Origin of the sequence: Pseudomonas sp. DSV-1 (genome assembly GCF_035830915.1) — a bacterium.
Lineage (GTDB): Bacteria > Pseudomonadota > Gammaproteobacteria > Pseudomonadales > Pseudomonadaceae > Aquipseudomonas.
Map to the genome: position 1 here is coordinate 4,632,828 of NZ_JAYMYG010000001.1, position 13,655 is coordinate 4,646,482.

Sequence of the window (13,655 nt, forward strand, 5' to 3'; positions counted from 1 at the left end):
GTCAAAGGGTCATCCGTATAGTGCGCGCCATCGACAACGGCAACGTTGAAGATGTTGCCCAGATGGTGAAATTGGTAGACACGCCAGCTTCAGGTGCTGGTGATCGCAAGGTCGTGGAAGTTCGAGTCTTCTTCTGGGCACCAATTCAGAGAGTCAGAGTAGTACAACTCTGGCCCTCACACAAAAACCCGCGAAAGCGGGTTTTTGCATTTCAGATATTCATAAGCCCCTGATTTAATAAAATTAAAACAGGGGTTTACAGATTCAAAAGCTCTCCGTATAGTGCGCCACATCAACAGCGGCAACGTTGCTGATACTGCCCAGATGGTGAAATTGGTAGACACGCCAGCTTCAGGTGCTGGTGACCGCAAGGTCGTGGAAGTTCGAGTCTTCTTCTGGGCACCAATTCAGGTTTACAGATTAACGCTGTATAACCACTCTAAAAGCCCGCGAAAGCGGGCTTTTTAGTTTCCGCAATTGCTTACCCTCCCCCCAAGATTTCTTTATCAGCGATCCCAAAGTCGCATTTGATAATCCATCTCATCCGCATTAATATCCGGCCACCTTCAGATCGCTAGCGCGCCCACCCGGATTCTCGTGCCCGACAACAACGACAGGCTACAGCTCTACCTCACGCATCGCCTTGCCCTGGTCGATTACGCCGCACCTATCGTGGGCTGTCGGGCCAAGGCAGAAGACGTGGTTCAAGAAGCCTGGCTTCGTTTCAGCCAAGGCGCGGACAACCTGATCCCGCTGACGCAGCCGGTCGGCTACCTTTATCGCATCGTGCGCAACCTGGCCTTCGACCTCAATCGCCGGGCAACCCTGGAAAACCGCCACACCACACGCAGTGAATCACTGGACGAACATATTTCCAGCACCCCGTCCCCCGAGCAGCAAGCCCTGCATCTGGACGAACTGCGCAAATTGCAACATGCTCTGTCGCGCCTGCCAGAGCGTACGCGACAGGCCTTTGTACTGCATCGACTGAACGGCCTGACGTTTCAACAAATCGGCACACAACTTGGAATCTCCGTGAGCCTGGCCCACCAATTGGTCCGCGACGCCCTGACCTACTGCGCGGAACAACTGAGTGATGACTGACAATCCAAACCCGATCTGGGAAACCGCACTGGACTGGCTGCTGCTGATCCAGGAGAACCCCCACGACCACGAACTGGCCGAACGCTTGAGTCATTGGCGAGCCAGCGCTCCCGAACATGACGCGGCGTATCGCAAGGCCCTGAAAGTGTGGCGTTTGAGCGGTGAAGCCTTGAGTTCGCCGATTGCCGCAGTGCCCGCGCCGGTGACTCTACGCCCTCCCACACCCCTGAGCCGACGCAAGCGCGCACTGGTCGGCGCTGCCGTGGCCGCGAGCGCCCTGCTGATGTGGGGCCCCGACTGGCAAGCGATACAAGCCGACTACCGCAGCCCAATCGCTGAACACCGCACCATCGCGCTGAGTGATGGCAGCCAGATGCTTCTGGACAGCAATACCCTCGCTGACGTGCAGTTCAATCCTGAACAGCGAGAAATCACGCTGGTGCGCGGACAGGCTTTTTTCTCGGTGACACACGATGCCAACCGCGCCTTCTACGTAAACGCCGGCGACGTGCGGGTTCGCGTGACCGGCACTGCCTTTGCGGTCAATCTGGGCGACAACGGCGTCGATGTCAGCGTCGAGAGCGGGACGGTTGTCGTGCAAACACCGCAATCCTCGACCTCGTCCACACACCTGCTGGGCCAAGGCGATCAACTGCACTTCACTGCAAGCGATCAGCACACCCGCATCGCGCAATTGCCCCCGGAGCAAATCGCCCCGTGGCGGCGCTGGCAGCTGGTGGCTGTTGATCAATCGATCGATGACGTGATCATGCAGTTGCGCCGCTATCAGCCCGGCCTGATTGTGCTGACCGACAAGGCACTGGGCCAACGCCGCATCACCGCCGCCCTGAACTTGCGCAATCCAAAAAGCGCATTGCAGGCCGCAATCGCCCCATTGGGTGGGCGCCTGCAAGACAGCGTGCCGTATACCCTGATCGTCTCGACCAAGCCTTAGTCATCTCAGAACAGCTGCACCTCACTCCGGCAGTCTTTTAAAACTATTTTCATTTATTTCTGGAAATCCTGCGGCACCAAGAGTCTTTACCTACGAACGTCACTGATAAAGATTCGCATTAGTGACTATGGCGTTTCATTTCGTAGGTCACTTCATGCCCTCTTTGCGTTTGCAATGCGTCAGCCTCCTGCGCTGCCGATCGCTGTCCATGGCCCTGCTGCTTGGATTGCCTGCGCTGGCCATTGGCGCCAGTCCTGTGTCCAACGTGCAAACAAAACAACAGCAGTTGCCGTTGCATTTCCAGATCCCGGCCCAGCCATTGGCCAGCGCCCTGATTGCGTTTTCCCAGCAGTCAGGCTGGCAGGTCAGCGCGGAAAGTGCATTGCTCACCGGCCTGAGCGGTTCATCAGTCGATGGCAGCATGAGCCCCGAGAAAGCCCTGGCCCGCCTGCTACGCGGCAGCGGCCTGCAATGGGAGGTCACCTCCGCCGACAGCGCCTCCATCCTGCCTCCTGCTGAAAACGATGTGCTGCAGATCAAAAGCACGCCAATCACGGCCATAGACTCGGTGTTCCAAGGCGAACAGGTCATTGACCGGCATATGATCGAAAGCCTGCCTTCAGGCAATGGCGATATCACCAGCCTGCTGCGCACCAACCCCAACGTACAGTTCGATAACAACCAACTGAGCAGTAAGACCCCGGGGGAAATTGCCCCTGCCGATATCAGCATCAACGGCGCAAGGCCCTGGCAAAACCTGTTTATCGTTGACGGCATGAGCATGAACAACGACCTGGACCCCGGTGGTACCAACGATGACTTCGATGAAATGCCGGGCCGCAGTCAGGGGCTGGCACTGGATACCGATCTGCTCCAGGACATCAAGGTCTACGACAGCAACGTACCCGTGGAATTTGGCGGCTTTAACGGCGGCGTGGTCCAGGCCAATACCCGCGACCCCAAGGCCGACTTTCACGGCAAGCTCTCGGTACAGATGTCACGCTCCGAATGGACCCGCTATCACCTGAATGAAGATGACCCGGACCTCGACAATTTCGAGGCCGGCTTTGGCAACAACAGCCAACCCGACTTTAAAAAAATCATCACCCGCGCCACCCTCGAAGGGCACTTGAGCGACAACTTCGGTTTGCTGGGCAGTTTTTCGCGCAAGGACTCGACCATGCCCACCCGTGTGTTTGCGGTGTCCAACCAGACCGATACGGCCAATGCGGCTGAAGTACAGACCCGGCGCATCGACAATTACTTTCTCAAGGCTGTCTGGCAGGTCAACGAGGACTGGAAGCTGGACGTGAGCCTGACCCACGCCCCGGAAACCGCCAAGACATTTGGCCCCAGCGCAATCTTCTCCGCTCGTGAAATGGAGGCTGGCGGCGATAGCCTCAGCGCACGGCTGGTGTGGAATGCTGCGCTGGCCCGAGTAGAACAAAACCTGAGCTGGAGCAAACTGAACACCTCCCGCTACTCCGACAGCGACTACATGGTTTTCTGGCGCACCTCCACGACCAAAAACTGGAGCACCTCAGGGGCGGCTACCGAGGGCGGTTTTGGTGATATTGAAGAAACTCAGAAAAGCCTGGCTTACAAGCTCAAGGCCGACTGGAACAGCTTCAGTTGGCTGGGTGTTAACCACGCCTTGCAAACCGGCCTTGAACTGTCGCAAAACACCGCCAGCTATGAGCGCAACACGCCATACAACAGCTACACCGTCGCCGCCACAAGCGCTTGCGTGGGCAATGACCCCTACTGCTCGATGGGCACCACCCTCACCGATGGCTGGGACGGCCAGTACGCTAAAAAGAAAACCCTGAGCCAGGGCAAAACCAGCCTCGACACCCGCACCTGGGCGTTGTACGTGCAGGACGAGATGCGCTACAAACGCCTGACCGTAAGGCCCGGCGTGCGGATCGACGGTGATGACTACATGAACCAGACCACCGTGGCACCGCGCCTGGCGATTGAACTGGACGTCTTCGGCGACAGCTTGACCCGCATCACCGGCGGCGCCAACCGCTACTACGGACGCAATCTGTACACCTACCGCCTGCGTGACGGCGTCGCCGCCATGGGCACCGAATACTCCCGTGCCAGCCAGACCTCCGACTGGGTACTGAACAAGCAAGTGGCCAACGACAGCAAATTCAACCAGCTCAAAGTACCTTACGATGACGAACTGACCCTGGGCCTGAGCCATGTGCAATGGAACACCGAGTTCGCCGTCAAATACGTAAAACGCATGGGCCGGGAGCAAGTCAGCCGCGCCTGGGGCTCGCAAATCGGCGAGCCCTCCGATGACACGGCCACCCTGGCAGCCAACTACTACACCTACTACAACGGCGGCAAAAGCGACGCCGACATCTACACCCTGACCATCACCCCGCTGCAAGCCTTTACCCTGGGCAGCACCCGCACTTCAGGGCAGTTCGCCATGGACTGGAGCAAAATCCACAACACCGGACTGTCCAGCTATACCGCCAATATTGGCGCCACCTACGTCGAAGACCCGACCATCCAGTACGACGGCAAGTTCATGAAGTACTCCGACATGCCAGCGGCCAACTACAACCGCCCGTGGACTGCGCGCCTGACCACCCTCACTGAAATCGAGCCACTGCATCTCACCTGGAGCAATTTCTTGCGTTATCGAGACGGCTATCGCCGCATCGCCGCCACGGGCAAGAAAGTCCAGCACGAGGGAAAGGACGCTTATGTCTGGGCACAGACACCCTTTTCCAGAGCGCTGACCTGGGACACCCGCCTGGCCTGGGAGATGCCCACCGCCAAGGAACAGACGGTGTTCGTCAACCTCGACGTGACCAACCTGCAGGACAAGAAAATCGTCGGCGCCACCGAGACCAGCGGCCTGGCTACCTATGAAGTCGGCCGTCAATTCATGCTCGAAGTGGGGTACACGTTTTGAAACCTGCAGCCCTCTTCGTCGGCCTGACCCTGAGCGGCCTGACCCTGAATGCAAGCGCCTGCGATGAACAGGCCGCCAACTACAAGGCGTGCATCGCCCAACAGTACCGTCAGCCCGTCGCCCAATGGCCCGCACCCCAGGTGGATACCGATGTGGACTGGCAGGAAATGGCCGCCTTGCCTGCACACGCTCCCGCACCTCCTGAAAACCCCTTCAGCGAACCCAAGGCCGCACTGGGCAAAAAACTGTTCAACGACCCCACGTTGTCGCGCTCCGGACAGATTGCCTGCGCGTCGTGCCATGAGGCCGATATGGCCTTTGCCGATGGCCGCCGCGTGTCGTTCGGTCATGACCGCCAGAGCGGTCGGCGCAATGCTCCCAGCCTGGTAATGAGCGGCTACAGCACGGCGCTGTTCTGGGACGGGCGAGGCGGCAACCTCGAACAACAGGCCATGCACCCCATCGTCGATCCGGTGGAAATGGCATTCGACATCCCGCAACTGCTGCAACGACTCAATACCGACACCGCCTACCGCGAGCAGTTTGCACAGGTTTTCGGACCGGGGCCGATCACCACGCAGCAAACCGCCCAGGCCCTGGCCACCTTTCAGCGCACACTGGTGAGCGCCACACGCAATACCCCCTTCGAACAACTGCTACGCGGGCGCCCGCAACGCATGAGCGAGGAGCAGCTCTACGGCCTGCACCTGTTTCGCACCAAGGCGCGCTGCATGAACTGTCATTTTGGCCCGGCCCTGAGCGACGAGCAGTTTCATAACGTCGGCCTGAGTTACTACGGGCGTAAATACGAAGACCTGGGGCGCTACGAGGTGACGCGCAAACCTGAGGACGTGGGCGCATTCCGCACCCCGTCGTTGCGACTGCTGATGAAAACCGGGCCGTGGATGCACAACGGTCTGTTCGTGAACATGGAAGGCACCCTGGCGTTCTACAACATGGGCATGCCCCGCCCGCGCCCAAACGCGCAACAGGTCGATGACCCGCTGTTTCCGCGCACAAGCGACCGGCTCAAGACGCTGAACATGGATAAGGACGAACTGCGAGCCTTGCGCAGCTTTCTGGACACGCTGTAGACAGCAACCTGCTTTGTGGGAGCAGGTTTGTTCGCGATGCAGACGACGCGACCTACCCGTAAAACTGGCAGCGAACCCATCGCGAGCAAGCCCGCTCCCACAAAAGCAGAACGGGTCGCCAACATCTCATTTCGTCGCGCTGGCACAATTGGACGCTGGGTCAAGCGCACTTGAGAAACAATATCGTTTATTATTGTTACAAGTTTTGTAGTACCCAAGCGAGGAACCCAGCGAATGATGCTCCGAAATACCCGGCTTGCGACATCCCTACTGCGCGGTCTGACTCTCTCCATTCTTGGTCTTGCACTGACCTCTCCCGCCCACGCTGGCGAACCTGTGTCGCTGACGCTGTACAACGGCCAACACAAGGAAGTCGGCGACAACCTCGCCAAGGCCTTCGAGGCCAAGACCGGTATCCACGTCAACGTGCGCAAGGGCAGCAGCAACCAGCTGGCCAGCCAGATCATGGAAGAAGGCGACCGCTCGCCTGCGGACGTGTTCTACGCAGAAGAATCGCCGCCGCTGAACAACCTGGGTGAGCAAGGCTTTCTGGCCAAGGCCGATGACAGCACGCTGCAAGCACTGCCCAAGGAATATGTAGCTGCCAACGGCACCTGGATCGGCGTCACTGCGCGTACCCGCGTCGTCGCGTTCAACCCGAAGAAGATCAGTGAAGACCAGTTGCCCAAGTCGGTACTGGATTTCGCCGATCCGCAATGGCAAGGCAAGATCGGCTTTGTCCCCACCAGCGGCGCTTTCCAGGAACAGGCCGTTGCAATCATCAAACTGCACGGACGCGAAGCCGCCGAAGAATGGCTGACCGGCCTGCGCGCTTTCGGCAAGACCTACACCAACAACATGGTGGCGCTCAAAGCAGTAGAAAACGGTGAAGTGGCCGCGGTTCTGGTCAACAACTACTACTGGTTTGCCTTGCAGCGCGAGAAGGGCCAACTGGACTCCAAGCTTTATTACTTCACCGATGGCGATGCGGGCGGTTTGGTGACCGTGTCCAGCGCTGGCGTGCTGAAGGCCAGCAAACACCCCAAGGAAGCCCAGCAATTGCTGGCTTACATGGCCAGTGAAGAAGGCCAGCGCGTCATCACCAACACCACCGCTGAATACCCGATGCGCAAAGGCATGGTGTCCGAGCGCGGCCTTAAGCCATTTGAAGAGCTGCAACCGCCAAAAGTGACCCCGGCCGACCTGGGCAACGCGGAAGAAGCGCTGGACCTCGAACGTGATGTAGGCCTGCTCTGATGCTGTCTGGCGCCCAACCTGCACGCTTTACGCCCACCCGCAAAAAGCCTTCGATCTGGCTGTTGTTGCCCGTCCTGCTACTGGTGGGCCTGAGCCTGTTGCCGCTGCTGTATGTCGGCACCAAGGCCTGGCAAGCCGGATGGTCTGAAGCACTGCACCTGTTGTGGCGACCATACGTTTTTGGCCTGATGCGCAACACCCTGATGTTGATGGTCGGCGTCACCGTGACGTGCGCGCTGATCGGCCTGTCCCTGGCCTGGCTGCTTGAACGCAGCAACCTGCCGGGACGGCGCTTGTGGGGTGTGATCCTGTGCCTGCCGTTTGCGGTGCCGGCGTTCGTCAGCAGCTTTACCTGGGTCTCCCTGAGCGCCAGCTTTGAAGGCCTGGGCGGAGCGATCCTGGTGATGAGCCTGTCCAAGTACCCGCTGATTTTCCTGCCGGTCGCGGCCACCCTGCGCAACCTTGACCCGGCCCTGGAAGAGTCGGCCCGTACCCTGGGACAGAACCGCTGGGGGGTATTTTTCAACATCACCCTGCCACTGCTCTGGCCCTCGCTGCTGGCCGGTTCATTGTTGATTGCCCTGCATATGCTGGTGGAGTTCGGCGCACTGTCGATCATTGGGCTGCAAACTTTCACGACGGCGATTTATCAGCAGTTCGAGCTGGAGTTCAGCAACGCCAACGCGGCGATGCTGTCTGCGGTGCTGCTGGTGATGTGCCTGAGCCTGCTATGGCTGGAGTTGAAAGTGCGCGGCAAGGGTCGCCATATTCGCATCGGCCAGGGCGCGGCACGCCACGCCGAACAAGTACGCCTGGGCAAGTGGTCGGTGCCGGGGCAACTGTATTGCCTGGCGCTGGCAGTGGTTGGCAGCGGCATCCCGCTGGGCATGCTGGTGTACTGGCTGGTCAAGGGCAGCTCGGCCGCTTTCCCGATGGCCGAGATTGGCGAGGCATTGCTCTCGTCGCTGTCACTGGCTTTGGGCGGCGCAGCGCTGTGCCTGGTCCTGGCCGTGCCGGTTGGATTACTGGTGGTGCGCTACAAAGGCCCGCTGGCGATCTGGGCGGAACGTTTGCCGTACCTGCTGCACGCCCTGCCGGGGCTGGTCATTGCTCTGGCGCTGGTGTACTTCGCCCTGCACTTCGTGCCGGCGCTGTACCAGACTTCAGCGTTGCTGCTGATTGCCTATGCCCTGCTGTTTTTGCCGTTGGCGCAAGCACCGATCCGCACAGCCCTGAACAAGGCAGCACCGCAACTGGAAGAAGCGGCCCGCACGTTGGGTGCCACATCGTTTTCGGCATTTTGCCGGGTAACGCTGCCGATCATCTTCCCGGCCCTCGGGGCAGCGTTTGCCCTGGTGTTTCTGGATGCCATGAAGGAACTGACCGCCACCTTGCTGCTGAGCCCCACCGGGCTTAACACCTTGGCGACGCAGGTTTGGTCCCATACCTCGAATATAGAATTTGCAGCGGCGGCGCCTTATGCGGCGTTGTTGATTCTAGTGTCGGGGCTACCGGTGTACTTGCTCACCACGAGGATGTATTTGAGCCGCTGACAGCGGATCCAGCATACCCCGTGCGGGAGCGGGCTTGCCCGCGATGGCATCGACGGGGCATGCAGATACATCGCGTTGCCCGCATCGCGAGCAAGCCCGCTCCCACAGGGGCAGACCCGCTTCTTTACGCCCTGAACTGCCCCAGGCTCGCCTTGAGCTGCGCCGCCAACCCGTCCAGCACCTTGCCGCTGGCCGTGGTCTGGGTCACGGCCTCGGCCGCACGCTCCGCCTGGGCATGGATCACCTCAACCCGCCCGCGCACCGCATACGCACCTTGTGCCTGATGCTCTGCCGCCTTGGTGGCCTCGCCAATGGCCGTGTGCACCTGTTCGACCGAGGTCTGTACGGTTTGCTGCAACTGAACGCTGCCACGCAGCACAGCCAACCCCTCATTGGCCTGACGCCCTGCCAGACCAATCGCCGCAACAGCCTCTTTCGCGCCCTGCTGCAATGCCACGATATGAGCCTGTATATCCCCTGTGGAGCTTTGGGTTTTGCTGGCCAGCGCCCGCACCTCATCTGCCACCACCGCAAAACCGCGCCCCGTCTCACCCGCCCGCGCCGCCTCGATGGCCGCGTTAAGTGCCAACAAGTTGGTTTGCTCGGCAATGCCGTGAATCACCGTCAGGACGACTTCGATCTGCTCGCTTTGTTGTGCCAGGCGCTCAATGACCTTGGCGCCCTCGCCTACCTGCCCTGCCAGCGCCTCGATCAGGCCGCCCACCTTGGCCGAGGTGCGAGTGTTTTCATCCGTGGCCTGACGGATATCGACCACTTGCTTGAGCGCGGCCTGCATTGCCTGACTTTCGGACTGCGCCGCGTCCGCCATGGTCGACAGCGCGTGCAGGCTTTGCGCGACTTCATCACGCTGTAGTTTCGCGGCAGCATCCGCGCCCGCGTTGCGCAGGGTCATCACGCCGATCTCGATGCCGGTGCGCTGCGCCACATCCCCCGCTTCACGCACGATGGGCTGCAGCTTGTCGACAAAGCGATTGACCGCCGCCGCCATGTCGCCGATTTCATCCTTGCTGTTCAGGCCCACACGCTTGGTCAAATCACCTTCGCCCGCGGCCAGATCATCCAGGGCCGCAATCAGCAACAGCAACTTGTTGACCACACGCCGCCCCAGCACCACGGCCAGCAACAGCAACACCCCTAGGCCCACAACCGCCAGCCCCATGCCTATGCGCCAGCGCAAAGTGTCAGCCGCCTCGCGCACGGTTTGCGCGGTGTTGGCCTGCATCTGTGCCGCAGCAGCCTGCGCCGACTCCAGCCGCGCCCCCAGTGCCGCCGAACTGTCGCTGGCAGCGCCTTGCAGGCTCTCACCGACCAACTGCTCGCTGTTGACGATCAGGGTCGCAAAACGTTTATCGAGTGCGGCCAGATCCTGTTCAACCGAGGCAGTGGAAACCCCCATCAGTACTTTGCCGATTTCGACCCCATTCGGGTTGATGGACGCTTCGAGGTAGTACACCGACGGATCGTGACGGGCAGCATCGAGAACTTTATCCAGCGCCCGCTCCCCCTTGCCCTTGGCCAGGAGGGCCTGGTTGATCGGGATATCGCGATTGAGGTATCGAGTCAGATGTTGACCTGTAGCGTCGTCATACACCACGAACAACACATTGGGATTGCGCTGAGCGCGACGGGCGAAATCGGACAGCGTGGGCACGTCATTGTCCCAGATGGCACGGGGCGCCACGGCGGCCAGCAATTGCGCCATGTCGTTGGCCGAATCCTGCAGGTTCTTCTCCAGCGCTTGCTTGAGTTGCATTTGCTCGTCTTTCAAGCGCGGTTCCAGGCCCGCGGTGAGACGCTGGCGGGTACTGGCAGACAGCGCTTCAAGGCTGCTTTTGACTTCACGGCCAGCCTGCTCCAGTTCGGCCGTCAGCTTTTGACTGTCAGCCCCCAGACGGGCGTCCAGATCGGACTCCAGGGCCGTCACCGTGCTGCGCGTCAGTGCGACAGCCACCAGCACTTGCACCAAAAGAGCGATACCCAGGGTAACGAATACAGGCCGAAGCAGACGGCTTTGTAACAGTGAGAGAACGGCAGACACAGAAAACCCTCCACTTAGGTGCCATTATTTTGATAGCACGCTTATTGACGGTTATCACAGCAAGGGTCGTGCCGCACAACAGGCAGAAACAACAAAAGGCCCCGAAGGGCCTTTTGTTTAACATCGACAGCGACTTAAGCGAACGGGTGACGCAAAACGATGGTTTCGTTGCGGTCCGGGCCAGTCGAGATAATGTCGATCGGCGCGCCGATCAGTGCCTCAACGCGCTTGATGTAAGCACGTGCGTTCTCTGGCAGCTCTTCCAGGGTTTTGGCACCCACGGTCGATTCAGTCCAGCCCGGCACTTCTTCGTACACAGGCTGAAGGCCTACGTAGCTGTCAGCATCGGTCGGAGCAATTTCAACACCATTTGCGTCTGTGTAGCCTACGCAGATGTTGATGGTTTCCAGACCGTCGAGTACGTCCAGCTTGGTCAGGCAGATGCCCGAAATGCTGTTCACATCGATAGCGCGACGCAGGATGACGGCGTCGAACCAGCCACAACGACGAGCACGGCCGGTGGTAGCGCCGAACTCGTGACCTTGCTTGGCCAGGTGAGCGCCGACGTCGTCGAACAGCTCAGTCGGGAACGGACCCGAACCTACGCGAGTGGTATAAGCCTTGGTGATGCCCAGGATGTAGTCCAGGAACATCGGGCCAACGCCCGAACCGGTGGCAACGCCGCCAGCAGTGGTGTTGGAGCTGGTCACGTACGGATAGGTACCGTGGTCGATGTCCAGCAGCGAACCCTGGGCGCCTTCGAACATGATGTCTTTGCCAGCACGACGCAGGTCATGCAGCTCGGCAGTCACGTCCAGCATCAGCGGCTTGAGCAGTTCGGCGTATTCCTTGCACTCGGCCAGGGTCTTGTCGAAATCGATGGCTGGCTCTTTGTAGAAACCCACCAGCATGAAGTTGTGGTAGTCCACCAGTTCACGCAGCTTGGCTTCAAAGCGCGGCATGTTCAGCAGATCGCCAACACGCAGGCCACGACGAGCAACCTTGTCTTCGTAAGCCGGGCCAATGCCGCGACCGGTAGTACCGATCTTCAGCTCGCCACGGGCCTTTTCACGCGCCTGGTCCAGCGCAACGTGGAAGGACAGGATCAGCGGGCAGGACGGGCTGATACGCAGGCGCTCGCGCACCGGTACGCCTTTCTCTTCCAGCTTGATGATTTCACGCAGCAGGGCATCGGGAGCAACCACGACACCGTTGCCGATCAGGCATTGCACGCCTTCGCGCAACACGCCCGACGGAATCAGGTGCAATACGGTTTTTTCGCCGTCGATCACCAGCGTGTGGCCAGCGTTGTGGCCACCTTGGTAACGCACTACAGCGGCAGCATGTTCGGTCAGCAGATCAACGATCTTGCCTTTGCCCTCATCACCCCATTGGGTGCCCAGGACTACGACATTCTTACCCATAACACTTGTCCTCATTCGCGCAAACTTGGTGCCGGCAGCCGCCGGCAGGAAAACTCAAGAAACCAGCGGCACTACTTGCCACAGGCCGTTCTGCTGAATCAATTGGCGGTCGCAGTCTGCCTCATGAGCGCCAGCCTGCTGTTGCCCAGGCAACGCCTGAACCACACGCTGACCTTCACTGCGAAGCTGGCAAACCTGCTGCCAGAGTGCCGCGTCTGTGCTGTCAGGCATCCAGATACCGCCAGACGGTAGCTCGACTTCAGCACGCCCCAGGGTCACCAGGGTTTTCAGATCGGTCGAGAAACCGGTAGCCGGACGGGCACGTCCGAAAACAGCACCGATATCGTCATAACGACCGCCCTGGGCGATGGAGTCCCCAACGCCCGGTACAAAGACCGCAAACACCACACCTGTGTGGTAGTGATAACCACGTAACTCACCCAGGTCAAAATACAGCGGCAACTGCGGGAAACGCACGGACAACCCCTCGGCAATCGCCACCAGGTCATCCAGAGCAGCCAGCACGGGGGCCGGAGCCTTTGCCAGACGCTCACGCGCAGCAACCAGCACGTCGCGGCCGCCACACAAACTAACCAATGCCTGAAGCATGCCTGCCAAATCAGCCGGCAAACCTTCGGTCAAGGCCGTTACTTCGTCGATCGCCTTGCGTTGCAGGGCGTCGAACAATTGTTGTTCCACTTCAACCGACAGGTTGGCCGCACGGGCCAGACCACGGTAAATACCAACATGCCCCAGGTCCATGTGCACATCCGGCACATCGGCCAGTTGCAGCATCGCCAGCATCAGGCTGATGACTTCAACATCGCTGCTAGGGCTCGCATCGCCATACAACTCGGCACCCAACTGGATCGGGCTGCGCGAGGATGACAACGCACGCGGCTGCGCATGGAGCACGCTACCGGCGTAGCAAAGACGGCTTGGGCCTTCGCGACGCAGGGTATGCGCATCGATGCGCGCCACTTGCGGCGTGATGTCGGCACGAAAACCCATCTGGCGACCCGTTTGCGGGTCAATAACCTTGAAGGTACGCAAGTCGAGATCCTGGCCAGCCCCTGTCAGCAGGGACTCCAGGTATTCGATATGCGGAGTGACGACGAACTCATAGCCCCAGCTCTGGAACAGATCCAACACCTGACGGCGCGCCACTTCGATGCGGGCTGCCTCAGGTGGAAGTACTTCTTCGATGCCATCTGGCAAGAGCCAGCGGTCTACCGTTGCCATTACGCCATTCCCCTATGATCCGGGCGGCC

Annotated in this window: 9 protein-coding genes and 2 tRNA genes; 8 read left to right on the forward strand and 3 right to left on the reverse strand. The window is 59.9% G+C overall.

The features are described 5' to 3' along the window. Window positions 1-56 precede the first annotated feature (56 nt). From VSQ83_RS21585 to VSQ83_RS21620, 8 genes are all read left to right on the forward strand, one after another. Window positions 57-143 (forward strand) — tRNA-Leu (locus VSQ83_RS21585). Window positions 144-318: 175 nt separating this feature from the next. Then, window positions 319-405 (forward strand) — tRNA-Leu (locus tag VSQ83_RS21590). 192 nt (window positions 406-597) lie between these two features. Next, entirely contained in the window at window positions 598-1,104 is a 507-nt protein-coding gene (locus VSQ83_RS21595) for a sigma-70 family RNA polymerase sigma factor (RefSeq protein WP_133076633.1), read from the forward strand. Next, window positions 1,097-2,059 (forward strand): FecR family protein, encoded by a 963-nt coding sequence (locus VSQ83_RS21600; RefSeq protein ID WP_326397259.1) that lies wholly within the window; start codon window positions 1,097-1,099, stop codon window positions 2,057-2,059. Before VSQ83_RS21595 ends, VSQ83_RS21600 begins: the two co-directional genes overlap by 8 nt. Before the next feature lie 154 nt (window positions 2,060-2,213). Beyond that, window positions 2,214-4,997: a TonB-dependent receptor plug domain-containing protein gene (locus VSQ83_RS21605; protein WP_326427496.1), complete on the forward strand. Its 2,784-nt coding sequence runs from the start codon at window positions 2,214-2,216 to the stop codon at window positions 4,995-4,997. Next, complete coding sequence (locus VSQ83_RS21610) at window positions 4,994-6,091, forward strand: cytochrome-c peroxidase (RefSeq protein ID WP_326427497.1); 1,098 nt, start codon at window positions 4,994-4,996, stop codon at window positions 6,089-6,091. Before VSQ83_RS21605 ends, VSQ83_RS21610 begins: the two co-directional genes overlap by 4 nt. A gap of 234 nt (window positions 6,092-6,325) precedes the next feature. Further along, window positions 6,326-7,348 carry an iron ABC transporter substrate-binding protein gene (locus tag VSQ83_RS21615; protein ID WP_133076636.1) on the forward strand — a complete coding sequence of 341 codons (1,023 nt, stop codon included), beginning with the start codon at window positions 6,326-6,328 and terminating at the stop codon, window positions 7,346-7,348. Continuing rightward, window positions 7,348-8,901 carry an ABC transporter permease gene (locus VSQ83_RS21620; protein WP_219262130.1) on the forward strand — a complete coding sequence of 518 codons (1,554 nt, stop codon included), beginning with the start codon at window positions 7,348-7,350 and terminating at the stop codon, window positions 8,899-8,901. Before VSQ83_RS21615 ends, VSQ83_RS21620 begins: the two co-directional genes overlap by 1 nt. Window positions 8,902-9,025: 124 nt before the next feature. On the opposite strand, the gene VSQ83_RS21625 is transcribed toward VSQ83_RS21620, so the two are convergent. From VSQ83_RS21625 to VSQ83_RS21635, 3 genes are all read right to left on the reverse strand, one after another. Then, window positions 9,026-10,960 (reverse strand): methyl-accepting chemotaxis protein, encoded by a 1,935-nt coding sequence (locus VSQ83_RS21625; protein WP_326397254.1) that lies wholly within the window; start codon window positions 10,958-10,960, stop codon window positions 9,026-9,028. A gap of 134 nt (window positions 10,961-11,094) precedes the next feature. Further along, window positions 11,095-12,384: an adenylosuccinate synthase gene (locus tag VSQ83_RS21630; protein ID WP_019826237.1), complete on the reverse strand. Its 1,290-nt coding sequence runs from the start codon at window positions 12,382-12,384 to the stop codon at window positions 11,095-11,097. A 54-nt stretch (window positions 12,385-12,438) separates the two neighbouring features. Further along, complete coding sequence (locus tag VSQ83_RS21635; protein ID WP_133076639.1) at window positions 12,439-13,626, reverse strand: ATP phosphoribosyltransferase regulatory subunit; 1,188 nt, start codon at window positions 13,624-13,626, stop codon at window positions 12,439-12,441. Between the last annotated feature and the right edge of the window lie 29 nt (window positions 13,627-13,655).